The sequence below is a fragment of the Brevibacillus sp. FSL L8-0520 genome, assembly GCF_037963895.1.
Taxonomy (GTDB): domain Bacteria; phylum Bacillota; class Bacilli; order Brevibacillales; family Brevibacillaceae; genus Brevibacillus; species Brevibacillus borstelensis.
The window spans coordinates 2,592,389-2,619,225 of record NZ_CP150171.1 but is presented as its reverse complement, the minus strand read 5'-3'; the positions used below and the strand labels follow the sequence as shown (position 1 = coordinate 2,619,225).

General features: G+C 53.5%; 26 protein-coding genes. 2 read left to right on the top strand and 24 right to left on the bottom strand.

All coding sequences use genetic code 11. The annotated features are described in order from the left end of the window. Window positions 1-82: 82 nt before the first annotated feature. The 20 genes from NSQ24_RS13075 to fdhF form a co-directional block, all read right to left on the bottom strand. Window positions 83-850, bottom strand: a complete 768-nt coding sequence (locus NSQ24_RS13075; RefSeq protein ID WP_339167972.1) for a 5-oxoprolinase subunit PxpA — start codon at window positions 848-850, stop codon at window positions 83-85. 70 nt (window positions 851-920) lie between these two features. Further along, complete coding sequence (locus tag NSQ24_RS13070; protein WP_003386897.1) at window positions 921-1,175, bottom strand: acetyl-CoA carboxylase; 255 nt, start codon at window positions 1,173-1,175, stop codon at window positions 921-923. A gap of 25 nt (window positions 1,176-1,200) precedes the next feature. Continuing rightward, window positions 1,201-2,169 (bottom strand): biotin-dependent carboxyltransferase family protein, encoded by a 969-nt coding sequence (locus NSQ24_RS13065; RefSeq protein ID WP_003386898.1) that lies wholly within the window; start codon window positions 2,167-2,169, stop codon window positions 1,201-1,203. Continuing rightward, entirely contained in the window at window positions 2,162-3,049 is an 888-nt protein-coding gene (locus tag NSQ24_RS13060; protein WP_339167970.1) for a carboxyltransferase domain-containing protein, read from the bottom strand. The genes NSQ24_RS13065 and NSQ24_RS13060 overlap by 8 nt, the downstream gene beginning before the upstream one ends. Further along, window positions 3,009-3,704: a nucleotidyltransferase family protein gene (locus NSQ24_RS13055; protein WP_003386900.1), complete on the bottom strand. Its 696-nt coding sequence runs from the start codon at window positions 3,702-3,704 to the stop codon at window positions 3,009-3,011. Before NSQ24_RS13055 ends, NSQ24_RS13060 begins: the two co-directional genes overlap by 41 nt. Before the next feature lie 52 nt (window positions 3,705-3,756). Next, window positions 3,757-4,947 (bottom strand): XdhC/CoxI family protein, encoded by a 1,191-nt coding sequence (locus tag NSQ24_RS13050; RefSeq protein ID WP_339167969.1) that lies wholly within the window; start codon window positions 4,945-4,947, stop codon window positions 3,757-3,759. 4 nt (window positions 4,948-4,951) lie between these two features. Beyond that, on the bottom strand, window positions 4,952-6,181 hold the full coding sequence (locus tag NSQ24_RS13045; protein WP_339167968.1) for a VWA domain-containing protein: 1,230 nt from the start codon (window positions 6,179-6,181) through the stop codon (window positions 4,952-4,954). Further along, entirely contained in the window at window positions 6,168-7,052 is an 885-nt protein-coding gene (locus tag NSQ24_RS13040) for a MoxR family ATPase (protein WP_339167967.1), read from the bottom strand. The genes NSQ24_RS13045 and NSQ24_RS13040 overlap by 14 nt, the downstream gene beginning before the upstream one ends. Beyond that, on the bottom strand, window positions 7,049-7,921 hold the full coding sequence (locus tag NSQ24_RS13035; RefSeq protein ID WP_031933313.1) for a xanthine dehydrogenase family protein subunit M: 873 nt from the start codon (window positions 7,919-7,921) through the stop codon (window positions 7,049-7,051). Before NSQ24_RS13035 ends, NSQ24_RS13040 begins: the two co-directional genes overlap by 4 nt. Beyond that, entirely contained in the window at window positions 7,918-10,266 is a 2,349-nt protein-coding gene (locus tag NSQ24_RS13030; RefSeq protein WP_339167965.1) for a xanthine dehydrogenase family protein molybdopterin-binding subunit, read from the bottom strand. Before NSQ24_RS13030 ends, NSQ24_RS13035 begins: the two co-directional genes overlap by 4 nt. Before the next feature lie 3 nt (window positions 10,267-10,269). Next, on the bottom strand, window positions 10,270-10,797 hold the full coding sequence (locus NSQ24_RS13025; protein WP_003386909.1) for a (2Fe-2S)-binding protein: 528 nt from the start codon (window positions 10,795-10,797) through the stop codon (window positions 10,270-10,272). 26 nt (window positions 10,798-10,823) lie between these two features. After that, window positions 10,824-11,276 carry a carbon monoxide dehydrogenase subunit G gene (locus NSQ24_RS13020; protein WP_003386910.1) on the bottom strand — a complete coding sequence of 151 codons (453 nt, stop codon included), beginning with the start codon at window positions 11,274-11,276 and terminating at the stop codon, window positions 10,824-10,826. 542 nt (window positions 11,277-11,818) lie between these two features. Next, window positions 11,819-12,199 carry a MaoC/PaaZ C-terminal domain-containing protein gene (locus tag NSQ24_RS13015; protein WP_003386911.1) on the bottom strand — a complete coding sequence of 127 codons (381 nt, stop codon included), beginning with the start codon at window positions 12,197-12,199 and terminating at the stop codon, window positions 11,819-11,821. A 16-nt stretch (window positions 12,200-12,215) separates the two neighbouring features. Further along, window positions 12,216-12,614, bottom strand: a complete 399-nt coding sequence (locus NSQ24_RS13010; RefSeq protein ID WP_024984786.1) for a MaoC family dehydratase N-terminal domain-containing protein — start codon at window positions 12,612-12,614, stop codon at window positions 12,216-12,218. A gap of 156 nt (window positions 12,615-12,770) precedes the next feature. Continuing rightward, complete coding sequence (locus NSQ24_RS13005) at window positions 12,771-13,472, bottom strand: response regulator transcription factor (protein WP_122958586.1); 702 nt, start codon at window positions 13,470-13,472, stop codon at window positions 12,771-12,773. Between the two features lie 63 nt (window positions 13,473-13,535). Further along, window positions 13,536-15,188, bottom strand: coding sequence for a multicopper oxidase family protein (locus NSQ24_RS13000; protein WP_122958585.1), 1,653 nt, complete (start codon window positions 15,186-15,188; stop codon window positions 13,536-13,538). Between the two features lie 58 nt (window positions 15,189-15,246). Further along, complete coding sequence (locus NSQ24_RS12995; protein ID WP_003386915.1) at window positions 15,247-15,825, bottom strand: VTT domain-containing protein; 579 nt, start codon at window positions 15,823-15,825, stop codon at window positions 15,247-15,249. A 453-nt stretch (window positions 15,826-16,278) separates the two neighbouring features. After that, a complete protein-coding gene (locus tag NSQ24_RS12990) occupies window positions 16,279-16,674 on the bottom strand; it encodes a DUF2294 domain-containing protein (RefSeq protein ID WP_024984341.1) in 396 nt (131 codons plus the stop codon). 28 nt (window positions 16,675-16,702) lie between these two features. Next, window positions 16,703-17,182: a DUF1641 domain-containing protein gene (locus tag NSQ24_RS12985; protein ID WP_003386917.1), complete on the bottom strand. Its 480-nt coding sequence runs from the start codon at window positions 17,180-17,182 to the stop codon at window positions 16,703-16,705. After that, window positions 17,182-20,139, bottom strand: coding sequence for a formate dehydrogenase subunit alpha (gene fdhF / locus NSQ24_RS12980; protein WP_039071126.1), 2,958 nt, complete (start codon window positions 20,137-20,139; stop codon window positions 17,182-17,184). Before fdhF ends, NSQ24_RS12985 begins: the two co-directional genes overlap by 1 nt. Before the next feature lie 499 nt (window positions 20,140-20,638). Here fdhF and NSQ24_RS12975 point away from each other — a divergent pair, with 499 nt between their 5' ends. Next, a complete protein-coding gene (locus NSQ24_RS12975) occupies window positions 20,639-20,977 on the top strand; it encodes a histidine triad nucleotide-binding protein (protein WP_024984339.1) in 339 nt (112 codons plus the stop codon). Window positions 20,978-21,028: 51 nt separating this feature from the next. Here the strand turns inward: NSQ24_RS12975 and NSQ24_RS12970 are convergent, their stop codons facing one another. After that, window positions 21,029-22,018 carry a YpdA family putative bacillithiol disulfide reductase gene (locus tag NSQ24_RS12970; protein ID WP_039071144.1) on the bottom strand — a complete coding sequence of 330 codons (990 nt, stop codon included), beginning with the start codon at window positions 22,016-22,018 and terminating at the stop codon, window positions 21,029-21,031. A 248-nt stretch (window positions 22,019-22,266) separates the two neighbouring features. On the opposite strand from NSQ24_RS12970, the gene NSQ24_RS12965 reads away from it, so the two are divergent. Beyond that, window positions 22,267-23,859 (top strand): S-layer homology domain-containing protein, encoded by a 1,593-nt coding sequence (locus tag NSQ24_RS12965; RefSeq protein WP_024984337.1) that lies wholly within the window; start codon window positions 22,267-22,269, stop codon window positions 23,857-23,859. A 75-nt stretch (window positions 23,860-23,934) separates the two neighbouring features. Here the strand turns inward: NSQ24_RS12965 and NSQ24_RS12960 are convergent, their stop codons facing one another. The 3 genes from NSQ24_RS12960 to NSQ24_RS12950 form a co-directional block, all read right to left on the bottom strand. Beyond that, window positions 23,935-24,897, bottom strand: a complete 963-nt coding sequence (locus NSQ24_RS12960; RefSeq protein ID WP_003386922.1) for an L-threonine 3-dehydrogenase — start codon at window positions 24,895-24,897, stop codon at window positions 23,935-23,937. Beyond that, entirely contained in the window at window positions 24,894-26,087 is a 1,194-nt protein-coding gene (locus tag NSQ24_RS12955; RefSeq protein ID WP_339167959.1) for a glycine C-acetyltransferase, read from the bottom strand. Before NSQ24_RS12955 ends, NSQ24_RS12960 begins: the two co-directional genes overlap by 4 nt. Before the next feature lie 361 nt (window positions 26,088-26,448). Beyond that, window positions 26,449-26,826, bottom strand: a complete 378-nt coding sequence (locus NSQ24_RS12950; RefSeq protein ID WP_339167957.1) for a (2Fe-2S) ferredoxin domain-containing protein — start codon at window positions 26,824-26,826, stop codon at window positions 26,449-26,451. Window positions 26,827-26,837: the final 11 nt, after the last annotated feature.

Here is a 26,837-nt window from a genome sequence, read left to right as displayed (position 1 = left end):
CCAACATAGAAAAAGCTGACCGGTTCTTCCTCCGATCAGCTTCCTGCCCCATGAAAAGATATCGACCTTCTGAAATCGTTCTTTAATGAAACAGCAAATCCCGTACCGATGTCACTTCAATCCCGGCCTGTTCAAACGCCGCACGAATTTCCTTGATCAGATCGATTGCACCAGGCGTGTCGCCGTGGATACAGATCGTGTCAGCCTTGATTTCAGCATCCTCGCCATCCGGCGTCAGGACCCGGCCTTCTGTGACCATGCGGACGACGCGACGGGCCATTCCCTCCTTGTCTGTAATCGAAGGCCCCCGGCGAGTGAGAACAATGGAGCCATTGGCTGTGTGCTCCCGATCGGCGTACACCTCCCGGGCGATTGGCATGCCCATCTGCCGTCCCACTTCCTCCACTGCCGAACCGTTTAACGCAAAGACAATCATCTTTTCGGAGAGAGCGGCCAGACCTTCCAGAATAGCTCTGGCAATCTGCTCATCTTCCATCGCCATCATGAACAGGGCGCCGTGGGGTTTGCAATGCTGCAGCTCAGTCTTTGTCCATGCAGCGAATTCTCGCAGGGCTCCGGTTTGATACATGACGTAATCGCGGATTTCCTCCGGTGTGCATTTCATATATCTTCGCCCAAAACCCATCAAGTCTGGAAACCCGGGGTGAGCGCCAATCCCGACTCCGTTCGCCTTGGCAAGCTCCACAGTCCGTCTCATGACGTGCGGATCGCCGGCGTGAAAGCCGCAGGCAATATTTGCCGAGGAGATGTACTTCATCATTTCTTCATCTTGTCCAAGCTGATAGAGACCAAAGCTCTCTCCCATGTCGCAATTGAGGTCTACTCTCATCTACGATAGATCCCCCTTTCCCACGTTCTATATCCCGCTCAGAAAACAAGCCTATGGGTCCGCATTCCGATCAAGACGCCTGGCTTTTTACCAGAACAAGCTCCTGGCCGGCATCGACGATTGTTTCGTTCTCGACCACGAACTGCTCAATGAGGACATCCTCTTCCGCCTTGATCTCGTAAAAGTTTTTCATGACCTCGATCAATCCGACGACCTCTCCTGCTTTGATGACATCCCCTTCCTTGGCGTAATCGGGCAATTCAGGGCTCGGCTTTCGGTAAAACACACCGGGAAGCGGGGAAAGAATCGCTTTTTTATCACTCATGACAAGTCCTCCTTTTTGTTCATTATCAGATCGCATCGGCAATTTTCATTAACTGGTCGCGGAGATTTCGTCTTGCACCTATCGCTTCTTCCAGCGTAACGGAAACAAATTTTACCTTTTCATTTGTCTTGATCTGCGCCATCCGGTTCAAGTCAGCACTGATCACTGTGGCAATGGTCGCATATCCGCCGCCGGTAACCGCATCATGCAGAAGCACGATCGGCTCTACCCCGTCCGGCACTTGAATCGACCCGATCGGATAGCCCAGGTCCGTCACGTTGGAAGGGTTGCTGCCTGCCCCGAACGGCTGCTGCCGCTCGACAAACTTCAGGCGCTCTCCCTTGTGCCGATACCCGATCCGGTTGGCTTCCGGCGTAACCGTCCACTCGCTTTCCAGAAAGACCGCCTTGCTCTCTTCTGTCAAACGATAGCTGCAGAGTCCGACGACGACGCGGATCTCATGTGTTTTCTGAAACACCGGGATGAGGGAAGGATCAATCCTCGTTCCTACCGGCACCTTTTTTTCATGCATATCTCCCACCGCAAGCTCATCGCCTTCCGCGAGCGCACGGCCCTGAAAGCCGCCGATCCCGATCAAGGTGTAGGTAGAGCGGGAATTCATCACAACCGGCACGTCAATGCCGCCTTCCACGGCGAGGTATGTTCTCGCTCCCGACTGTACAAAGTCAAACGACAGCGTATCTCCTTCCTGCACTTCGAGCGTTTCCCACATCGCCACCGGCTGTCCGTTGATTTTGGGCGGGATATTTCCGCCTGTGATACTGATTCGCAGTTTTCGTCCAAACTGCAGGACCGGACCGAGGTACGTGATTTCCAAAGCGGCTGCATTCCGCTGATTACCGACCAGCAGATTGCCAACCGTGTAAGAGAACTTATCCATGGCGCCGGATGGTGGCATGCCGATCTCATAGAGGCCGATGCGCCCCTGATCCTGTACGGTCGTTTGCAAGCCAGGCTTGATTACCTTAATCATGGTACAACCTCCTCAGCACCATTTCCGAGAATGCGTCCGGGTCTTCCAAAACCTCTTGCGGGGTAAAGGAAAAGTCTTTTTTCCGGTAGACAAAGGTACCATTCTCCACTTCGCTGCGGATCTGGTCGTACTCTTCCCGCGTAATACTCCTGTAACGGAAAATGTCCCCTTGCTGCGGGAACACCATCGAGTCACGGAAGTCCGGCAGCGTTTGTTCCTTTTGATAAATCGGCGCAGGGGCAATCCCGTACATCTGATACCCGCCTGCTCCCTGCACCGGGTAGATCACGGCAAACGCTCCGCCAAAGCCAAACGTGCGCTCCGGCGTAAACGTGCGCGGACGAACGTATTTCGGCACCTCGATCTGCTTTTCCCGGGCGACCATCTGGAAACACCAGGGCAGACCGGGGACAAATCCGATCATGGAGACCAGAAAGGGAGCGCTCGTGATCGCCTCGATAAACGCTTCTTTACTGTCGTAGCCGTTCACTCGGGCGGAATATTCCAGATCAGTCGATTCCGGGTCCTGGTGCCGATCGCGAAAACGCATGACCGCTTCATGTGTCCACGGGTCTTCGAACAGCACGGGAACATCCACCAATCGGGAAGCAATCGTAATGTGGTCCAGATCGGTCATCTTTTGCTCGATATCCTTCAGCTCCTTGATCAGCTCCTCCGGATGCAGCACGTCTGGATCGACGCGCACCATATAGGAGGCATTCGCCGGACAAATATCGACAATCCCGGGAAGCTCGCGCTGCTTCAACTCCCTGGTGATGGCCATACCTTTAAAATTCGCCTCCAGACTCATCTCCTCGGAAAGCTGGACAAAGACAAATTCATCCCCGCCGTATTCGTATCGCGTCTGCAACTGATTCATCGGTTTCTTCACCCCCATGTAAATTCGCGTGCTTCTCATTATTCAATGCCGCTATTTTGACCGCTCGCTCATACGCTTCCGGCGTGTCGATGTCAAAGCAAATACCCGGGTCATCGACCTGCACCGGAAAACGTCTGATTTGTTCCCCAAGCCTCTGCCCGATCCGATCGCCTGGCCCAACCGACTCCAGCCCATTTTCCAGGTGTCCAAAAAATACCGGGTGTCCAGGGGTATCTCCGAAGTATGGCTGAACCATGAATGGATCAGGGGCCTGCTGCAGCTGCTCCTGACCACACTCTATGATCGTGCGGACCGTCTCTTCCCGAAGAAAAGGAGTGTCTGCCAGAAACACCATGGCTGCCGGATGTGTACCGGTCACTTGCCTGAGTCCAAGAGCCAGTGATGTTCCCTGCCCCGCTTGATAGTCACGGTTGATCAGCCACTGAAACCTGTCGTCTGCGATGTGAATCTTCTCCTGAATCAAGTCCGCCCGATGCCCGATTACGGTAAAAATACGGGCAAAGGGAAAGTCCGCCACTTGATGGATCACATGTTCAAGCAGAAACATACCCGAGAGAGGGAGCAATTGTTTTGGCCTGCCCATCCGGGAGGACGAGCCGGCAGCCAAAATGACCGCGTCGATTTGGATGTTCACAAATAACCTCCTGCCTGTATCAGGCTTGACTTTCCGACATATCCGGCCAAACCTAGGAAGGCTGGTGAATTCTCTCTTTTCCGCGCAAAAAATGGCCCTGGTGTCCGTTGTGGACGGCCAGTACTTCGGTGACGATGCTCAGTGCGATCTCTTCCGCGGTTTCCGCTCCGATGTCCAGGCCGACAGGGTTGTGCAGGCGGGCAAGCCGTTCCTCCCGAAGAAGATCGCCACGCCCCTCAATTATTTTCAATATTCTGTCACATCGGCTTCTCGGACCAAGAACCCCGATGTACGGCGCTTCCGTTTGCAGGGAAAAGCGGAGAGCTTCGATGTCCCGTTCCAGATGGTGATTCATGATGATGATATAGCTGCGATTCCCAATCTTTAACGGCTCAAATCCGTTTTTGTCATCTGTCAACAGGCGTGTCGTTCCAGGAAATCTGTCTTCCGTATTGTACGCCGGACGCGGGTCGACCACCGTCGTACGAAATCCTGCGGCAACGCTTGTTTTTGCGAGTGGTACGGCATCATGCCCTGCCCCGAAAATAATCACTTCCGCAGGCGGAATATACACGTCTGCAAAAACTACAGCTTCCCGTTCTTCCGAGAAAGGAACGCGGAGCGAAGCAGACTTCGGATTTTTTTGGAGGAAAAGCTGCCTGGCTTTGGCAGTCACGAGCCGGTCCAATGACAAATCGCCGGTACTTCCAATACTCTCTCCCGCCTCAGGCACGAACAGCCGAAAAGGCGCTGGTGTCTGGCCGCTTCCAACCGTGTCCAATCGGGTAAAGAGAATTCCTGCGCGTTCATCCTCTATGGCAGACAGCCACGCGTCATAAACGGAATCGCCGTGCGTAGGCACATCCTGATTTCCAAAGCTGCCCTCCGCTGATGCTTGCCGCTCATCGCTTGCAGAGCAGGCATGCAGCAGCGGTTCAATGTAGATCTCTACCGTACCGGGACACCCAAGTCCCAAGCCCCAGACCAGGTCTTCGTCCATGACATACGTTTTTACAGTTGGCGCCCCCGTCTCCAGCACTTGTTTGGCTACTTCCGCCACATCAGCTTCGAGGCAGCCGCCCGAAATCATGCCTGTGCACTTCCCCTCCTCATCGACAAGCATTTTGGCTCCCTCACGGCGATAAGCCGATCCTTTGACATGTACGACTGTTGCCATCGCGTATCGCTTCCCGGAAGTTTTCGCTTCCTTTATCATGTTTATGATCCATGCATGATCTCTCATGTACTCACCTCCAAAGACGAATGGTCTTGGCCAATGTACGATACGAGCCAAGATCTCGTGCAAATGCGAAGACATCGATGTAGGGCAGGGCCGTACGCATCCCGCGGGCAATCGGCTCATAGCCGGGCACATCGAGCAGCGGATTTAGCCAGATCACACATGCAGCTTTTGTGGAGATGGTTTTCATGGCTTCCTCAAGCCTGCTCCCATCGCCGGTATCCAAACCGTCGCTTGCGATTAGCACTACTGTATCTTTTCTAAGCAGGCGGCCGCCGTATAACCGAACAAAGGTATGGAGAGATTCACCGATGCGGGTTCCGCTCCCCCATTCCGCCGACTCTGCGATGACGGTAGGGGGTGAGGTTTTGGCCGTTTTGGCCGTATTGGCAGTTTTAGCAGTTTTACCTGTTTGACCTGTTTGGCCCGTTTGATCAGCTTGCCTCGCATGCCGGAGCGCTCTGCTGATCCGCCGCAGCTTCGTGGAAAAAAGAAAGACCTCTACCTGACGCGAACGGGCAGACAAGGCATAGGCAAATTGCAGGAACGTTTCTGCAAAACCGCTCATGGACCTGCTTCCGTCGCAAAAGAGCAAGAAATTGGCTTCTCGCGGCTTCCTCTTTTTCCAAGAAAGGAGGAGCGGCTCTCCTCCCGTCTGCAAACCACTGCGAATGGTACGGCGAAAATCGAGCAGCGCGCCGCGAAGCTGGCGTCGCCACGCCCTCCTTTGCCTCAACCGGAATTCCGCGATGAGTTGCTTGGCACCTTCCTCCATCAGAGGATTTCGCGCTGTCGGAATGACGTGTCTTCCGACCTGCCTTGTGCTTTCGGCCTCCAGCTCCTGATCAACTGGCCTCCAAACGGCATCAGCCAAGTCTGGTTGCCGTTCCTCGGACCGGGCAGAGGCTTCAGGCGGGGAAGACTGCTCTTTTTGCGATTTTCGCTTTGCCATTTCAGGAGATGGCTTTCTGTCCTCCCGGATGGCTTCTTCATGGAAGTACCGCTCGTACTCCTCGTCGAATATCTGCTGCTCCTCCGGGCTCGAACAGAGATTGAGGCGCAGTCCGTAGCGAAACAGGGCTTCATCGGAAATATCCAGCACAGCTAACGATTGGAGCGCATCGGCCGTTTGCTGCGGGCTGACAAGTACGCCTCTTCCCCGCAATATCCGGGAAAAACAAATCAGATGGTGCGACAAACTATTTTGTGCCAGGCAATTGGCATCACCGTTTTTCAACAAGCAACCTCCCCGAACGCAGCTGCTCCTCCACCGTTTCCCAATCGTCGCGGTATTTGACAAAGCACCCCATCGTCGCTTGCACGACAGATGGATCGAGCTCGCTGCGATGCAGCTTGATCAGCGCCTGAGCCCAGTCGAGGCTTTCCGCTACGCCCGGCACCTTCTGCAGCGGGAGTGCTCTCAGATTTGCCATCATGAGCGAAATCTGCTCTGCCAAGCGCTGGCTTATATCGGGCAGCCTCACCCGCAAAATCTCCGCTTCTTTCTGCATATCCGGATACGCCAGCCATTGATAGAGGCATCTGCGCCGCAGGGCATCACTCAGCTCACGGGTCCTGTTCGAGGTGAGAATGACATAGGGACGATGCACCGCCCGGATTGTCCCCAGCTCGGGAATCGTGACCTGAAACTCGGCCAAGGCTTCCAGCAAAAACGCTTCGAATGACTCATCGGCACGATCGATCTCATCGATCAAGAGGACGGGAGCCCGGTTTTCATCCGTCAAAGCTTCAAGGATGGGCCTTTTCAACAGGAAAGCCGGGCCAAAAATTTCCTCCTCACGCTCTTCGGCCGTCCGCCCGCTATCCTCGCCGAGCTTGATGCGAATGAGCTGCCTCTGATAATTCCATTCGTATAAAGCGGATTGGCTGTCCATCCCCTCGTAGCATTGCAAACGGATCAGCCGCGTGTGTAATACGCGAGACAACGTCTTGGCTATTTCTGTTTTGCCCACACCGGCCGATCCTTCTACCAGCAGCGGTTTGCCGAGACAAAGAACGAGGCGGAGAGCCGTCGCAACAGACGTATCCGTCACGTAACCGTGCTGGTAGAAGTCGCGTTCGATGAGAGCGAAATCGTATCCGCTCATGCCGTTCCTTCCGGCAAGAGAATTTGCTCCAAGGCCCGTTCGGTATAGACACGGCACAGATGCCTGCGGTATTCCTCCGATGCAAACAGGTCTCCGCCGATATCCCCCTCGTCGGCAGCATGGGCGGCAGCTTGTTGAATCAGCTCCCTCGAAGGCCTTTGACCGAGCAAACGCTCCTCCACACTGATCGCTCTGTACGCTACATCGCCGACACCATTGATTCCGACACGTGCATGGTTGATCCTCCCGTCAGGATCAGTCCCCACGACGGCGCAGACGCCAACCACGGCGTATCCGGAGGCTGGATGCGCGTATTTCAGATAGACGCTCTTTGCATCAGACGGCGGAATCAGAAAGGAGACAGAAGTCACCAGGCTGGTCTCCGGCAGAGCTGTCACCAACGGTCCCAGAAAAAATCCGCCCAGCTCGAGCAATTCTTTTCCGTCCTCGCTCTGTACCTCCAGCATGGCATCCAACGCCAGAGCCACTCCCGGCAGATCGGCAGCCGGGTCGGCATGGGCCAGATTTCCGCCCACGGTGCCGCGATGTCTGACTTGCAAATCTCCAATCACACGCGCCGCATCGGCCAGCACCGGCATGGTTTCTCTTATGAGCGGGCTTGTGTGAAGCTGGTGGTGGGTAGTCAAAGCTCCGACGACCAGGCGGTTCCCCTCCCGCCGAATTCCTTGCAGCTCGCCAATCTTGCTGATGTCGATCAGAGTGCCGGGTGCGGTCAAACGGAATTTGAGCAGCGGGATCAAGCTGTGTCCGCCTGCAAGCAGCTTCGCTTCCCCATTGCTTTGCTGCAGCAAGCGAATCGCATCCTCTACGGTGTCAGCCCGAACATAATCGAATGTAGTCGGTATCATATGCCTTCCCTCCTGTTCTGCATCGCTTTCCATACCTTTTCCGGCGTCAGCGGCATATCCAGGTCATCGACGCCGAAGGGCTGCAGCGCGTCCATCACTGCGTTGACGACGGCAGGTGGAGCGGCAGTCGTCCCTGTTTCCCCGATTCCTTTGGCGCCGAGCGGATTGACGGGTGAAGGCGTTTCGGTAAAATGCCACTCTACTCTGGGGAAGAATCGCGCTTTTGGCATGGTGTAATCCATGAATGTTCCGGATAGCAGCTGGCCATTTTCGCTGTATACGGCTCCTTCCCAGAGCGCCTGACCAATTCCCTGAACGACCCCGCCATGGACCTGGCCTTCGGCTAGAAGCGGGTTGATTACCTTGCCGACATCATCCACCGCGACATATTTCCTGAGCGCTACCTCTCCGGTATCCTTGTCTACCTCGACGACGCAGATGTGTGCGCCAAACGGGTATACGAAGTTGGACGGATCGAAGAAAGACTGCGCCTCGAGCGAAGGCTCCACATCATCCGGCAAATTCCAGGCGAAATTGGCTGAGCGGGCAATTTCCTGGAACGTCTTCTCTCGCCCGGGCACTCCCTTTACGGAAAAGACGCCGCCAGCAAAATCAATATCCTCGGTTGCGACCTCCAGCTCGTGCGCCGCAATCCGTTTCGCCTTTGCCACGACTCTGTCTGCCGCGATGGCTACCGCTGCGCCTCCGACCGCTGTCGTCCGCGAGCCGTAGGTTCCCCAACCCATCGAAATGCTCTGGGTATCGCCGTGAACAAGCTCGATGTCCTCGATCGGGACACCCAATTTATCCGAGACGATCTGCGCGAAAGAGGTAGCTGTCCCCTGTCCGTGCGGAGACGTGCCCGTATAGACGGTAACCTTGCCGGTCGGATGGACGCGGACCGTGCTGTTTTCCCACACCCCGCCCTGAAAGCCGATCGCTCCGGCAACCTTTGAGGGGCCAAAGCCGCACAGCTCCACATAGGTGGAAAAGCCGATGCCGATCAGTTTGCCCTGTGCCCGCAGCTCCTCCTGTTCTTTTCGCAGCGCCTCGTAATCCACCGCCTCCAAAGCTTTTTCAAGGGTTAATTCGTAGTTTCCGCTGTCGTACAACAAGCCCATTGCAGTCGTATAGGGGAAGGATTCCTTTGGAATTAAATTTTTGCGTCTGACCTCCAGCGGGTCCATTCCCACTTTTCGGGCAAACAGATCCACGATTCGCTCAATCTGGAAGGTCGCCTCGGGTTTTCCGGCACCGCGATACGCATCCGTCGGTGTCGTATTGGTATAAACGCCGTACGTTACGACTGCTGCCTGCGGAATGTGGTAGGCTCCAGTAATCATCAGGCCGAAGTCAATCGTCGGACAGCCCCCTCCAAATGTCGAGAGATAAGCCCCCAGATTGGCGGTGTTTTTGACCCGCAGAGCGGTAAAGGTGCCGTCCTTTTTCCCGGCCAGCTCCACCTCGATAACCTCGTCTCTGGCATGGGTAGTCGCCATGAAGTGCTCCCGGCGCTCCTCCACCCATTTCACCGGCCGTCTCAATTCTCTGGCTGCATGGCCGACGACCGCTTCCTCCGTGTACGTCGCGATCTTGGCTCCAAAACCTCCGCCTACATCAGGTGCTACGATGCGAAGCTTGCTTTCCGGAATGCCGAGGACTCCCGAGTAAATCATTCGATGAATATGCGGGTTTTGCGAGGTGCACCAGATCGTCATCTCGCCGCTGCCAGGGTTGAACTGCGCCACTGCCGCCCTCGTTTCCATCGGGTTGGGGATCACCCGCTGGTTGTACAGCCGTTGCCGGACGACCACCTCCGCTTGTTCAAACGCCTCATCCGGCACCTCTCCCGCTTTCCACAGGAGAGCCAGGTTTTGCGGCACATCGTCGTGGACGAGCGGCGCTCCTTCCTGGAGGGCCTTTTCCTGATGGGTAACGGCTGGCAACTCCTCGTAGTCTACGGAAATCAGTTCGAGAGCATCACGCGCTATGTACCGATCCTCGGCGACAACGACCGCTACAGCCTCACCCGCATAAAGCACCTTTTCCAACGCCAGCGGACTTCTGTCCTTTGCTTTCAAATCTGCACCGGGCACATACCACATGGTCGGGACTGGTTTCACTTTGCCGATCAGGTCGGCATCGGTAAATACGGCGATAACACCCGGGTACTGTTTCGCTGTTTCAGTGTCGATGCGGACAATTTTGGCGTGCGCAAACGGACTGCGCAGAAAGGCGGCGTGGAGCATTCCCGGCAGCTTCATATCGTCGGTAAACATGCCGTTGCCAGTCAGCAGGCGAGGATCTTCTTTTCTCTTTACAGGGGTCCCGATCATATTTGCCATCGCTCAGCGTCCCTCCCCGACCGGCATCGTGTCAGAAACGTTTCCGCTCTCTTGCAGCTTGGCCATCTCGGCTGCTGCATGCAGGACCGCATCCACAATGAACTGATAGCCTGTACAGCGGCAAATCACGCCTTCCAATGCCTCACGCACCTCTTCTTCCGTAGGGGCAGGATGCTCCTGCAGCAAGCTCACCATCGCCATCATCACGCCCGGCGTACAGAAGCCGCATTGCAGCCCGTGCTTTTCCCAGAAGCCCTGCTGGATCGGGTGCAAATGCTCGACATCTCCAAGACCCTCTACTGTCGTAATGCTCGCTCCATCCGCTTGAACCGCAAGCATGGTGCACGACTTTACGGCCTCGCCGTTCACCAGCACGGTACAAGCTCCGCATTGACTCGTGTCACACCCGATGTGCGTACCGGTCAGATTCAGAGTTTCACGCAGGAAATGCACCAACAGCATCCGCGGCTCTACCTCCGCGGTTCGTTCCACTTCATTGACCGTGAGTGTGACTTTACAAGACTTGTTCATGCAGACACCTCCTCAGGTACATTCGTTTACGAGTGGGAAAACATTTGACCCATTTCTTTTTCCGCTGTCTTGAAAAATTGTCCAATCACCAGCTTCGCCACGCCGCCCATTACCCGTTGACCGACAGACGCCAGCACGCCCGTCACCTGAACTTCAGCCGTACAGGTCAGCTTTACCCCCGTATCCTCCTCTTCCAATTTCATTTCTGCAACGGCGTCGATTTCTCCAGGAGCTCCCTTTCCCTTTACAAACAGGCGGTAAAAAAACGGCTCCTCCTGATCGGCTTGCCTTACCTGTCCCGTAAACATCCCCTTGACCGGCCCGACACTGATTCCCATTTCCGCATGGTAAACATTTTCTTCCACCTGGGAAAAGGCTTGGCAGCCGGGGATGGCTTTCTTCAACACCTCCTCGTCCTGAATTCCCTTCCATACTGCGTCCAAAGGCAAACCGAAATGATGGGTATAGGCAATTTTCAATCGTTCCTCCCCCTTTTCGAGCCATATTTGTCCTGCCAACGTCCAAATAAAAGGGAGGCAGGCTTTTCTTTTCTAAATGGCAATCGCAATTATCGTGCCAGCTGAAATTCGTCGAAATATTAGGAAAAGTATACACATAAAGGGGCGCGCATCTTTCAATTTTGATAGGTCGCGTTTCATTTTTGAAAGGTGAGAACGGAGCGTGTGAGCGGAGTTTTTTTCTTTATTGTTTCGTGATGCAACAGGAAGAAGTATCAAGGGAGGTCAAGTGTGAAGAAATAACTTGGTGATGGCGATAAATGCGGAAGAGCCTTTGGCGAAGGACAGGAAGTTAACTTAATATTTTTATGGTCAACTTTTCTCATGAAGGATATGAGAAGAAGTAACGCATCCTGTTAAAATGGCTTCTGCCCGCTCTGTCTCCCTAAAGCAAAAAAAGACGCCGGAGAGCCGCATTGCTTGCCCCACCGGTGTCTGCGTGATTAAGGAAACTGCCAGATTTTCGTATTCTGAAAGTCGACTAACAGCTTGAATGATACGCTTTATTTTTTGACTTCAAACTTGGCGCTTGCCTTTACCTCTCCCTGCTCATTGGCCGCCTGGGCTTCACACTGCCAGGCGTCGGCAGTCTCACCCACGACCTTTCCGGTGACAACAATCCGCTCGCCAGGCCGTGTCATCGACCGAAAGCGAGTTGAGAAGCGGAGCAGGTTTTCGACGCCGCACCACTTGCCGATCGCGTGACCGATAAATCCCTTGATCATCATGCCGTGGGCAATTACCCCGTCCAAGCCAACCTCCTCGGCATAGGGAACGACGGTATGGATTGGATTAAAGTCGCCAGAGGCACCGGCATAGCGTACTAGCTGCGTATGCGTAATTTCCCCCTTCTCCAAAGGTGGAAATTCAAAGCCGATTTGCATACAGTTTCCCTCCTCTTTACGATCTCTCGATGATGGTAGATCGGCTGATCAATACCAGCTCGCCGCGCTGATTTTTGTACTTGTTTTCCACAACGACGAAATTCATGCCGGCTCTGGTATAAGCGTCGATGACCTCGCCCTCGCATGTAATCTGGTCGCCTACGGCCATGGCGCCTACGTATTCGTACTCCTGTCCGGCATGCAGCACCTTTGCCATGTTCAGCTGGAGAACGTCCTCCATCGGTCTTTTGCTGCCCCAAAATTCAATGACAGTCGCAAATGTCGGCGGAATGCGCTTGCCTGTCTCGTAGTCTGGATTGTCGTCGCCCAGTGCCTGTGCAAATTCCCGTATCTTACCCGCCTCGATCGTAAAGGTGAACGGTTCCAGCCGCATTCCTTTCCGGGATTCATTCATCTCTATTCCCTCTTTTCCCTCAAAAATCAACAGTGCTGAGAGCAGGTGCATGTCTTTTTCCTTAAAAAGGATTCGACTCGCGCTGTTGTTCTTCCTCTAAAATGCCCACTGAAAGGTTTGAGAACGTATGTAAGCAGTACTGCCTATCGCAAGCTTTCAGGAGGAACGTGCCTCGAGATTGGGATCTTCAAAACGGTAGCCGATGCCATACACGGTTTTAATAAATGCGGGCTCTTTCGGATCGTCTTCCACTTTGTGTCTGAGATTTTTGACATGCGTATCGATTGTTCGGTCATACCCTTCAAAGTCCATCCCCAGCACTTCCTTGACCAGCTCCTCCCTCGTCCAGGTCCGCCCGGGGTGACGGATCAGCGTGATCAGCAAGCGGTATTCATTCGGCGTCAATTCCACCATCTGGCCCTTTTTCCAGACGCTTTTGTCGCCATGTGAAATCGTCAAATCGCCGAATTGCACACGGTCACAGAGGGATTGGTAATCGCCGGCTCTCCTCAGAATCGCCCGTATGCGGGCCACGAGTTCGCGGGGGCTAAACGGCTTCACCAGGTAATCATCCGCTCCCAGCTCCAGTCCAGTGATCCGGTCTGGCTCTCCGCTTTTTGCCGTAAGCATCAAAATCGGAACCCGTGATTCCCGGCGAATTCGCTCGAACACCTCTTCTCCGCTCATGTCCGGAAGCATCAAATCCAGCAAAACCAGATCGATTCCGGTGGAATGTGTCCACTCCAGCGCCTCTGTTCCCGACGCCGCCGTGACGACATGATAACCTTCCTTTTGCAAGTAGGAAGAGAGGATTTCGACAATTTGCGGTTCATCATCCACGATCAGTATGGTTGACACGCCAACTCATCTCCGTCTTCAAAAATAGAAAAAAGATCCCAGGGGACACCTGGGACACATCTGTTAATGCGCTTTGTTGCCGACAGTCGGGTCCTCCACGAACTTCTGATGTCCTTCGTACAGGACGGAGTTGACCATTCCCGCTGCGGCATGATGCAGATCATGGCAGTGGAACATCCATTCCCCCGGGTTATCCGCTTCAAACGCCACGACATAGCTTTCGCCCGGCTTGACGTTGAGCGTATCTTTCACCAGGGGAGAGCCTGTGAGGGCTTTGCCATCCTTGCTCAGCACCTGGAAAAAATGGCCATGCAGATGCATCGGGTGATCTGAGGAGCCTTTGTTCACCATAGTGACTTTCACTTTGTCCCCTTTTTTGACGTTTAGCGGCTTGATATCCGGATACGTCTCTCCATTAATCGTAAAGACCGGATCCATCCCGTCTTTCCCCATTTTTTCGCCCAGGTCCATCTGGTATTCCTGGTCGTATTTCATGTCGAGGCTGAAAACCCCTTTGCCGCCTTGGCCGTACGCCGTCAAATCGACAGGTGCCGCCTCTGCCTGGGCGACGCTGTTTTCCTTTGCTCCGGCTCCCTGTACTTTTACGGGGATCCGCATTCCTTTGGCCGCTTCGGTCTTGTTCAGGCTCTCGATGACCCAGTCCCCATCACGGCTTTCTACAAACTCGATATCGTAGCGTTCTCCCGGTGCGATCGTGAACGGCTGGTCCTTGATCACGGCCGGGTCCTTGATCGGTTGACCATCTGCGCTTGCAATTTTGTACTCCTGTCCTGGCAGACGAAGCGTGTGGCTTTGGAAGCCCGCATTGACGAAGCGGAGCCGCACGCGCTCTCCTTTTGCTACCTCGAGCGGTTCGATAGCGTCTCCCGTTTTTCCGTTCACCGAAAACGTCGTGTACATCGCTTGCATCATCTGGTCGTGCATGGCTCCCGGCGGCACCTGTGAATTGCTGTGCTCCATGCCAGGCATGCTCGTGTTTCCGTGGCTTCCGTGATCCATCCCGCCCATATTCATGCTTCCATGATTCATGGTCTCAGAATTCGTCTTGCCGTGATCCATACGCTCGGAACCCATCTTGCCATGATCCATTTCTCCCATGTTCATGCCCGCATGCCCTTGGGAGCCCGTATTCCACTCGTCGAGAACCAGTGTATAGTCTCGTTGAATCTGAGCCTGGTCTGGTCCCTCAACGACAAGCGTTCCGTAAAGGCCGAGGTCCTCCTGATTGGCGCTGTCCTGATGGGAGTGGTACCAATACGTCCCGGGGACTGTTGCGGGAAACTCATAAGTAAAGGTCTCTCCCGGCCGTACTGCATTCTGCGTCGTTCCCGGGATTCCGTCCATATTGTTGGGGACGGGGTAGCCGTGCCAGTGAATCGTCGTTGGCACCTTCAACTCGTTCTTCAGTGTGACGCGGATAACCTCGCCCACTTTCGCCCGGATTTGGCTGCCGGGAACAACACCGTTGTACGTCCATACAGGTACGTTTTTATCCTTGGACAGTGCCCATTCCGCTTCCTTGGCCACCAGTTCAAAGCTGCGGACTGTTTGTCCATTCTCCTGCAGTATTTCGGGCTTTGCCATATATTGAGCATGTGCTTTTGTTTCACCGCCCGCTCCGTAGAAAAAAGCGCCGGCCGCTGCTATCGCTACAATTCCGGCACTGGCTGCGCCTATGAAGACCTTCTTTTTCATCGACCTGCCTCCTCCTGTTTGTTCTACGGTGCCAGCGTATCAAAATCTCGTGAAGAAATTATGGAGACTTCTCTTTTTCTGTCCATTTAAACAGCAGAAAAACGGAAGCTGCGAGTATGACCGCGATTATCAGACGAAATTTGTTCTCGGAGAAAAAGACAAGATCGTGACCGATAAATGTTTCCATGACGAGCGACGGCGTCTTTCCGATCATCGTAGCGAGAAAGAAATCGGCAAAAGCAATCGTGGAGAAAGCCGCTCCTACATTGACCACCCCGGAAGGCAATAAGGGATTTACACGCAACAGTATTAGCGTCAGCAATCTGCGCCCGCGCGACATGCCGGAAAGACTTTTCAGCCACCTGGCTTCCCTTACCTTTTGCAGCTTGGCCGAACGGGATATTCCCCAGCGGTACAGAACAAACGAAACGGTCGCTCCCAGGATTTCTCCCGCAAGCGAAATGAAAAACCCGCCCCATAACCCGAACACGACCGCATTTGCAGCAGACAGGAACAATGAGGGCAAAACACCAGCGACACTAATCAGCACATTGATAAGCAAGCTGGCGATAATTGCAAATACTCCCCACGAGCGAATCCAATCCGCTGTGGTTACGACCAACTCAGACCACTCCACGAAGGCAATCCTCCTCTTTCTATTTTGGACAAAACATTCTTCCGCAATCTTCTACATCCGAAAAACCAAGACCGTCATAGTCTATCCGAGCACGTATCTCCTAATCTTTCATGTCGGAATCATCAGAATACCATATCTATCTTTCTTACGAAAATGGCTGCCACGAGATTCATTTTCTCTACTCCCCGCCACTGGAACCCGATACAACCGGGGACTCCCCCGGACAATGCGGACGCATCCACTCATTCACGGAACTCCATTCTTCGCCTTTTGAAGGAAGAGATTCTCACCGAATGAAGGCAAAAAGCATGGCTCCACTCAACGTAGGACCGACTCTCGTCGGCTACAGTAATCCTCAGAAGCCGGTCAGCGAAAATAAAAAAGCCGCCCTTCGCACTTTTTTCATGCGAAGGGCGGCGTAGTACACCTGTCAACTTGCCAACTTCAAGGCCGCTACATGCACGTACGCTTTGCTGGCTGCAGCGGGCTTGGTTTACCGCCTTCTATCTTCCGGTCGAACACGTAAACGGTGATGGCCAAGTCTGCATCCATATTGATATCGCTGAAGAGTGTGATCAGCTTGGCACCAACCAAATTTTCGAGCTTCTCGACTACTTCAGCCCTCTTGTAGATGTCTTTCACCAGCTTTGTGCGGGTTTCCTGTATCATCTTTCTGCCCTCGTCGGAGTCGATCATCCATTTTTCTACCTCGGTCAGATTGCCTTTCATCTCGATAATCGCCCATGACCCGACAAATCTGGTCCGAATCTTTTCAGGACCATTTCCGACGTATTGCTTGCGAATCTCGCGAACAAGCCTGCTGAATTGATGTTCGACCTGATTGGACACAGATATTTCACCACACTCTAGGAATCCACTACTCTTTTAATCCTTGACCCATGCCCTTCAGGAGGTTCATGCCAAAGGAGACGGCACGGTTGATGTCAGGGTCCTGCAGCGCCTTGATCAGGTCGAATATCCCGACCTTTTCGTCCTGACGCAGGCCCTCTTCCGCTTTTTTCAAGCCCTTTGCCAGACTTCCCGCCAGCTTTTTGGTCATCTCAGGCTCAAGCTCTGTGAGCGATTCCGCTACTGCCATGGCATTGTTGATCGCTTTGGTTACCGGCGGACGGACCAGTTGGCCAACAGCGATCTTGGCTACCTCTTCTTTTGCTTCCACGAGGGAAACGACAGCTCCGAGAATGCCGCTCTGATGGAGCTCCTGCAGCAGCTTGATCGTTTCGCGAATGCCATCTGCGTTCAGGGCTGTGTCGCTTAAAACCTGCTCGAGCGCTTTGGCTCGCTTCTCTTCCTCGGTCAGTACGGGTTGAACGATCTTGGTCGTCGGCTTCGCCATTATTTCACCCCTCCCGGCTGGTTCACATCTGCGATTGGCGCATAATCGCCTCTCGCCCATTTGCGTTCCACCTGTACTCCCAGCTGCGGATTTCGCTTCGCATAGCGCGGGTTATACAACGGCAGAGGATTCTTGCCGGTCGCCTCCAGGATTTCCATGCGAACCTTCGTCTGTTTGTAAGCTGGTGTCTGGGTCCGAACGTCTACGGCATTCCCGGTTAACACGTTGATCGCATTTTCATGGCTGACCGAGTTCATCGGAACGTACAGCTCTTTCCCCTGTACGCGGTCTGTCACGACAGCGCGCAGCTTGATCGCTCCGTATGGAGATACCAAACGGACAAGTGTGCCATCCTGTACGCCCCGCTCTTTTGCGAGCTCAGGCGACACCTCTACGAACACATCCGGCACTTTGTACTGAATGCCTTTTGACTTGTTCGTCATATTGCCCTCGTGGAAATGCTCCAACAGACGGCCGTTGTTGACGATCAGATCGAATTCTGCCGGATACTCGACGGGCGGAACGTAATCGACCAGCGAGAAGCGGGCGCGTCCGTCCGGGAAGTTGAACCTCTCCAAATACAGGAGCGGCTCGTCTGTGCCGTCCGGCTGTACCGGCCAAACCAGACTGTTCCATCCTTCCAGGCGCTTGTAGGAAACGCCGGAGAATACCGGGCTCAGAGACGCAATCTCGTCCATGATTTCGCTTGGATGCTGGTAGCCCCAGTTGAAGCCCATGCGAGCGGCGACTTCAGTGAGAATCTGCCAGTCCGGCTTGGAGCCTTCCAGCGGCTCAAATACTTTGTACAGGCGCTGAATACGGCGCTCCGTATTGATGAACGTACCGTCCTTTTCCAGAGACGGCGCAGCAGGCAGGATCACATCTGCGAACTGGGCTGTCTTTGTAAAGAAGACGTCTTGGACGACGAAGAATTCGAGCTGGCTGAGCATCTCCTGCACATGGTTGGCGTTGGAATCGATCCATGCCATGTCTTCGCCCATCAGGTACATCGCTTTCAGCTCGCCTCTGCCGACCGCTTCCAGCATCTGAATGTTCGTATAGCCTGGCTTTGGAGAGATCGATACGCCGTAAGCCTCTTCGAACTTCTTCCGGATGTTGTCATCGGCAATGCTCTGATAGCCGGGGAACCAGTTCGGCAGGGACCCCATGTCGCAGGCACCCTGCACGTTGTTGTGACCGCGCAGCGGGTATGCCCCAGCGCCCGGACGTCCAAAGTTTCCGGTAACGAGCAGCAGATTGGAAATAGCTGCGGAAGTGTGCGAGCCGCCGACGTTCTGGGTCACGCCCATGCCCCACAAGATGCATGTGCCATCTGCTTCGTGTATCATCGTGGCTGCTTTGATCATTTGCTCGCGCGGAATGCCGGTAATTTCTTCAGCGTACTCCAGCGTGTATTTTTCGAGCAGGGCCACGAATTCATCGTAATGATTGGTACGCGCCTTGATAAAGGCTTCATCATGCCAGCCCTGGTCGATGATGTATTTCGCGACAGCAGAGAGCCAGACGAAATCGGTTCCCTGGCGCGGGTGAAGATACAGATCAGAACGTTCGGCCATTTCATGCTTGCGCAAATCGGAGACGATCAATTTTTGGCCAAACAGCTTTTTCGCACGCTTTACACGAGTCGCCAGAACCGGATGGCCCTCGGTCGGATTGGCCCCGACGATAATGACCAGGCCAGCGGAAGCGATGTCCTTGATCGTACCGGAGTCAGCGCCAAAACCTACGGTCGACATCAAGCCATCCGAAGCAGGCGATTGGCAGTAGCGGGAGCAGTTGTCCACGTTGTTTGTTTCAAATACTTGCCGGGCCATTTTCTGCATCAGATACGCTTCTTCGTTTGTCGTCTTCGAGGAGCTGACAAAGCCAAGCGCATTGCCGCCATATTGTTTTTTGATCGCCGACATTCTCTCGGTCATGTAGCTCAGTGCTTCGTCCCATGTAGCAGGTACGAATTCATCCCCTCTGCGGATCAGCGGAGTGGTCAAGCGCTGGTCGCTATTGACGAAATCCCAGCCGAATTTCCCTTTTACACAAGTGGAAACGCTGTTTACCGGCGCATTTTCCGATGGCTCGATCTTCAAAATTTTGCGGTCGCGGGTCCACACTTCAAACGAGCAGCCTACGCCGCAGAACGTACAAACGGTCTTCGTCTTTTTCGTGCGCGTATCGCGCATTGCCGCCTCGATCTCGGAAATGGCCAAAATGCTGCTGTATCCCGGCTCTACTTCCTTCACCAGGTCGATCATCGGGGTCAAGAGCTCCTGATCCATCGAGGTCATGAAGCCCGCTTCGCCCAGCATCGATTTTTCCATCAAGGCGTTGCACGGACACACGGTCACGCATTGACCGCAGGAAACGCACGAAGAGTTGTTGATAGAGCGATCGTCATCCCAAATTACGCGAGGCATTTCACGCTCCCAGTCGATTGTCAGGGTCTCGTTCACCTGCAGATCCTGGCAAACCTCGACACAGCGTCCGCAGAGGATGCATTGGTTCGGATCGTAACGGTAAAACGGGTGGGACATGTCAACCTCGTACCCTTTTTCCCGGAACGGACGGCTTTGGTGCTCCACTTGCAAAAGCTCCGTCGTGTTGTGCACCCGGCAGTTGCCGTTGTTGTTGTCACAGACTGTACAGTACAGCATGTGATTTTCCAGGACGCGATCCATCGCTTCCTTCTGGGCTGACCGAGCCTTCTCGGAAGCGCTCAGGATTTGCATGCCTTCCGCAACAGTCGTCGAACAGGCGCGCATGATCTTCCCGTCGATTTCGCACATACAAGTATCACAAGTCTGTATCGGTCCAAGAACGGGCGAATAGCAGATATGCGGGTGCTCGATTTCCCGCTCAAGCATGTAGTCGAGAAGGCGCGTGCCTTCAGCCGCTTCGTGTTCTTCCCCATTTAATTGAAAACGCACTTTTTTCTGTTCCATGGTTCCTCCTCTGTGCCAATGCGATCAAAACTTTTTTAGAAAACATGGTCTGGCCTAGCCTTTTGGCGGCGATTTGCACCCAAAGGAGCACTAGTTTCGCTGCTATCCATGATGTCGACAGATGAATGACAAGCATCCGCTCGACCATAAAAAAACCCACCATAAACCAACTTGTACAAACCAGGTTTGCGCAAGTCGCTTTATGGTGGGTTAACACTTAGCATCTTTCATACCAGTTATCAATCCAACCATTTGGGTCGCGGAAGCCAGAATGTGCCAGGAATAATCCATTCCCGCAGCATCGATGCACTTCCCTTTCCCATTATAATCAAACAGGTGGATTTTGCAACAGAAAACCCTTTCATGGAACTGGCTGAGCCGCCGTTTTTTGCTGACTGGTGCTTGTAATGCGGCAAAACGGATCAGCGGCAGAACAGGAAAATGGAAGGAAGCGACGAATAGTGCTAAAGAGAAGCTATGGAAAGGAAGGATACGCCAGATGGATTGCATTTTCTGTAAGATCGTTAAAGGAGAGCTCCCTGCCAAAAAAGTTTACGAGGACGAACACGTGGTGGCTTTCCATGACATCAACCCCGTCGCCCCTGTACACGTACTTGTCATCCCCAAAAAGCACATCACTTCTCTCCTGGACATTCAACCGGAGGACAAGGAATTGATCGGCCATCTGCACCTGTCTTTGCAAAAGGTAGCGGCAGAAATGGGTGTACAAGAATCCGGATTCCGTGTCATCACCAACACGGGCCAGCACGGTCAGCAAACCGTATTTCACATCCACTACCACTTGATCGGCGGCCGTCAGCTCGAGTGGAAGATGTAAAAAAGACAACGCCAGCGTCACGATTCAGACGCGGCGTTGTCTTTTCTTTTTTTACCCTTGCTCCTTGCTTTTTTCAAGCGAAGCGATATGCTCGGCGATCAGCTTTCCGTGGTGCCTGCCGTTTTCAATAAAAATCGCGTTTGCATGCTCGCCGGAGGCAATCACACCAGCGATGTACAAACCGGGTACATTGGTCTCCATCGTGTCCGGATTGTGGACGGGCTCGCCTGTCTGCGGATTCGTCGCTGCTCCGAGTGAACGCAGGACGCTGCGGTCAGGTCGAAAGCCGATCAAGGAAAAGACGAAGTCATTTTCGAGAGTGACTTCTCTCCCCTCTGTCACGACCACCAGATTGCGCTCGGTAATTTCTTTTACAGTAGTGGAATAGAGCACCTGTATGCGTCCTTTTGCGGCCAAGCTTTCAAAAACAGGCCTCGTCCATGCTTTTACCCGATCGGAAAGCTGCGGCTTGCGGCAAATGACCGTCACTTCGGCACCGGCGCGCTCAAGTTCCATGGCAGCATCGACCGCGGAGTTGTTGCCGCCGATGATCGCCACCTTCATCCCCGCATACGGATGCGCTTCCGTAAAAAAGGAGCTCACTTTATCAAGGTTTTCGCCAGGCACATCAAGCCTGTTCGGATTGTCAAAGTATCCCGTCGCAATCACCAGGTACCGGCATGTATATGTGTGCTTTGTCTGAAAACGGTCTACAGACTGCACAGAAAAACCGCCGTTCACCTTCTCTACATGAACGACCGTCTCATAGCTGTTGATCCGCAGCTGATTGCGGGCTGCCACCAAACGGTAGTATTGAAGAGCTTCCAGCCGTGTCGGCTTTTCGTTCGGCGTCGAAAACGGAATGTCTCCGATCTCGAGAAGCTCTGGCGTACTGTGAAAAATCATGTAGGTCGGATAGCGATAAATTGAGTTGACCAACGTTCCTTTCTCGATGACCAGCGGGTCGATTCCCTGTCTTTTCAATTCGACAGCGGCGGCAAGCCCGCACGGTCCCGCTCCAATAATCAGTACCTGCTCCATGGTTCCCATCCATCCTCCCATGTCTTCCCGTCTCTATTTTTCTTGGAGCCAGCTTTCCGTGCACGTTCACACGCAAGCGCGGCCAGAAGTTTATCTGTTTCCATCATATCATACCCGCAAGCGGCGATTGACACTCCCTTCCATAGCCATACCTGTTTTCTATTTCCAGAAAATGATGAATGAAAGAGGTTTTTCTATTCTTTACACTAGAAGAGACATAGAAAAATTACAGACGAAAGAGTAGAGCCATGCGAAAACGTAACGTACATATCATGCTTAGCTTCGTATTGTGGGCAACGTCACTGTTGTCCGTCTCTGTAGGTGTCTCTGCATCGACCGCTGCTGCGCTCAAGGATATTTCGGCAAGCTATGCAAAAGAAGAGATCCGCTCGCTTTATCAAGCCGGTATCGTCCTGGGCGATGCCGATGGTTACTACCGGCCGAAAAAGGCCGTAACCCGCGCAGAGTTCGTCGCCATGCTGACCCGCACGTGGAAGCTCAAGACGGTATCAAGCCAGTTTCCTGCCTATTCCGATGTGCCAAAGAGCTCCTGGGCTTATGGCGCCGTCCAGGCCGCGGTCTCCCTCGGTATCGTAAACGGCACGACGCCAACCGCCTTCTCGCCTAATCGCACCATTTCCCGTCAGGAGGCAGCGGCACTGCTCATTCGAGCGATGGGAATGCAACCGTCCCAGCCAGCCTCCCTGCCTCTCAGTGATGCCTACAGCGTCGCCTACTGGGCAAGACCGTATGTGGCAGAGGCAATCCGCCAAAAGCTCCTGGTTGGCTACCAGGGATATTTCCGTCCAAACGCTCCGCTATCCCGTGAAGAGACGGCGGTACTTCTCAGCAGGGTGAAGAAGAAAATCGATCAGCAAGCGAAAGGCAAGACTCCCGTCATCCTAGGCTGGCAGTACCGGTCTACCGTGCAGGAGTTCATTGATCTGGTCAAAGACACTCCGGTCAATACGCTGTCTCCCCGCTGGTTTTACTTGCAAGCCGACAGCTCGATCGCCGATCACACCGATGCCACTCTTGTCAGGTGGGCTCACCAGAATGGCAGAAAAGTATGGGCGATGTTTGGCAACCGCTTCGATGCCAACGCAACCCACAACGCGCTCTCTGTACCGGCAAACCGCGCAGCCGTCGTCAATAAGCTGGCTCAACTGAGCGACAAGTACCAGATTGATGGAATCAATATCGACTTTGAAAATATCAAGCCCGGTGACCGCGAAGCCTTTACAGCTTTTGTCAAAGAGCTGGCGCAGGCCATGCATGCGAAAGGCCGAACGGTCTCCGTCGATGTTCCGCCTGATACACAGACGGATTGGAGTGCACCGTACGATTACGCCAATCTGGCACGGTATGCTGATTATATCGTTTTAATGGGCTATGAAGAGCATTGGAGCGGAGGCCCTTCTGCCGGTTCCGTCTCATCGCTGCCCTGGCTCGTCAAAAGCTCAAACAACCTTTTGACGCAGATCCCGGCCGACAAGTACATCGTCGGTCTGCCGCTCTACACTCGCGACTGGTCTAAAGTGAATGGCGCTTGGCAATCAACCGATTTGCTGATCCTGGAGTCCTACCGGCTCATCTCGCAAAACAAACCTGCTATCAACTGGAATCCGGCAACCTCGCAGTACAAGGCGACGTACTGGAAAAACGGGACTGCTCATTCGATCTGGCTGGAAGAGAGCCGATCGCTTGGACTGAAAATGCAGGCGAGCATGGAACGGCCTATCGCCGGATTTGCCTACTGGTACGTGGGAGAAAAACTGCCCGATGTATGGAACGTCATCTCCAATGTCATCACCATGCAAAAGCTGAAAAACAGAAAGTAGTGAAGCTGCAGCTTGCAATCAAGCTTTGCTCAAAGAAAAACAAGCCTGGCGCATCAGGCTTGTTTTTCTTTGATCTCAACCGATTTTTTGAAGCAGCCGCCCTTTTAACTGGGCTAGCATATCCTTTGTCATTTTTTCCAGATCGTACTCTGCCGTAAATCCCCACTCTTCCCGTGCGGCGCTGGCGTCGATCGAGTTCGGCCAACTGTCGGCAATCGCCTGACGCACAGGGTCTACCTCGTATTTCAGCGTAAACGAAGGAATCAGCTTTTGAATCGAACGGGCGACGTCTTCCGGCTCAATGCTCATCGCCGTGACATTGAACGCATTCCGATGCTTCAATTTGCTCGGATCGGCCTCCATCAGGGTGATAATCGCCTTTAAAGCGTCCGGCATGTACATCATGTCCATGTACGTCCCTTTTGCGATATAGGAAGTATAGGTACCGTCGGTGATTGCTTTGTAATAAATCTCCACCGCATAATCCGTCGTTCCCCCGCCTGGAGGTGTCACATAGGAAATCAGGCCAGGAAAACGTACCCCCCTCGTATCTACGCCGAACTTGTGGAAGTAGTAGTCACATAAAAGCTCGCCGGACACTTTATTGACCCCGTACATCGTGGTCGGCCGCTGAATCGTGTCCTGCGGTGTCTGATCCTTCGGCGTGCTCGGTCCAAAGGCTCCGATCGAACTGGGGGTAAAGAATTGGCAGCCAAGCTCGCGTGCCACTTCCAAAGCGTTGACCAGACCGCCCATGTTCAAATTCCAGGCCAACAACGGTTTGGCCTCAGCGGTCGCGGAGAGCAGAGCGGCCAGGTGCATAATGGTGTCGACCTGATGCTTTTTTGCGATATCGAACATGGCTTTTGCATCCGTTACGTCCAGCTTTTCAAACGGCCCAGCCTGCAGTACGTCACTGTCTTGCGGCATTTTGATGTCAGTGGCAATGACGTTATTCGCACCGTATTCGTCGCGAAGTCTGGCAGTCAGCTCGGAACCGATTTGTCCCAAAGCTCCGGTGATCAGAATCTTTTTCATTGCAGAATCCCCATTTCTTTGCCCACTTTTTCATAGATGTCCAATGCCCGGTCCAGCATCTCTTTGGTATGGGCTGCTGTCGGCATATTGCGTACGCGGCCGGTGCCGCGCGGAACGGTCGGGAATACGATCGCTTTCGCATACACGCCCGCTTCGTACAAGCGCTTGCTGAATTCCTGCGTTTTTTGCTCATCGCCAATCACGCATGGAGTAATCGGGGTCTCGCTATGCCCGATGTCGAAGCCCAGCTCCTTTAGACCCTTTTTCAGATAGTTGCCGTTTTCCCAGAGGCGATCGTGCAATTCGGTGCTGCTCTGCAAAATATCGATCGCCGTTATGCTGGCAGCCACATCAGCTGGCGTGAGAGCAGTGGAAAACAGGAACGGTCTGCTGCGTACCTTGAGCCAGTCGATCAGCTTCTGTTTGCCTGCCACGTATCCACCGATGACACCGATCGCTTTGGAAAGCGTTCCGATTTGGAAATCGATTTTATCGGACAAGCCAAAGTGCTTGACAGTACCTGCCCCTTTGCCGAGCACGCCAGAGCCATGTGCATCGTCCACATACGTGATCAAGTCAAATTCCTCAGCCACTTCAACGATTTCCGGAAGCTTGGCAATATCCCCATCCATGGAGAATACCCCATCGGTAATGACCATCACTTTTTTATACTTGCCGGACTCGACAGCTTCCTTGGCTTTTGCCCGCAGGTCGTCAATGTCGGAGTGTTTCACCCGAATGATCTGCGCTCGGGAAAGGCGGCAGCCGTCGATGATGGATGCGTGATTCAGCTCGTCAGAGAGAATGGCATCGTCCTTGTCCATTACAGCGGAAATTGCCGCCATGTTGCAATTGAAGCCCGACTGGTAGGCAATCGCCGCTTCGGTATGCTTGAAAGCGGCCAGCTTCTCTTCCAGTTGAACGTGCAGCTCCAGCGTACCGTTAATCGTCCGAACGGCCCCTGCCCCTACGCCGTACTTTTGCGCCGCTTTGACGGCAGCATCGATCAGGCGCTGATCAGTGGCCAAACCCAAATAGTTGTTCGAGGAAAGATTGATCAGCTCTTTGCCTGAGATGGTGATTACCGGACCATTTGCACTTTGCAGAGGATCAATGACGCTATACAATCCTTTGCTTTTCAGATCCGCCAGATTTTCTTCCAAGAAAGCGTCCAAAATCTTGCTTGACATATACATGCCTCCCTGCCAGGATATTTTCCGGAAAACCAGCATTTGTTGAAAAAGAATACATGCGACGAAAACAGATGTCTCCGTGGTATGTACAGTAAAATATAGCACAAACCTTTGTATAATAGCGTTTCTTTACTCATATTATCATTTTATTTCAAAAACGTCCATATGACATAGACATATTGTAAGCGGTCACATTCTCTTCGCCCTTGTCTCGGCTTTTTCTTTACACTCCCCTTTTTTCAGGTCATTTAGCCCTTTTCCTGTGGTTCTACAGGTATCTATAGCCTAGCCTTTTTGTTCTCATTCTTTGCAAAAACAAAAAAGCCGCAGCATCTTATGCTGTGGCCTGTACTCGGTCCTACTCTGCATTCTTTTCCGATTTGAATCGTCCCACGGGAGCATCGGCTGACCGTTCAAATCCGTCAGGGCTCCATTGGTGCGAGATGCTTGCCTCAAGCGGCTGGCCATTGGCCATATGCTTTTGAACAATTTCTTCGGCAAGCTGCGGGGTTACATTCCGGTACCACGTTCCTTCCGGATATACGATCAGAACGCATGAATCTTCACATCGCCCATTGCAGTACGTTTTTGTCGTATGTACCAGATCATCCAGTCCCGCTTCCTTGATCGCTGAGCGGAATGCCTTCGTTACTTCTTCTGCACCTGCCCGGGTGCAGCTTCCCCCATTGCACAAGAGTACGTGCTTCCGGGTACTCGATAAGTTCCAAGTAGCCATTTTATCTTCTC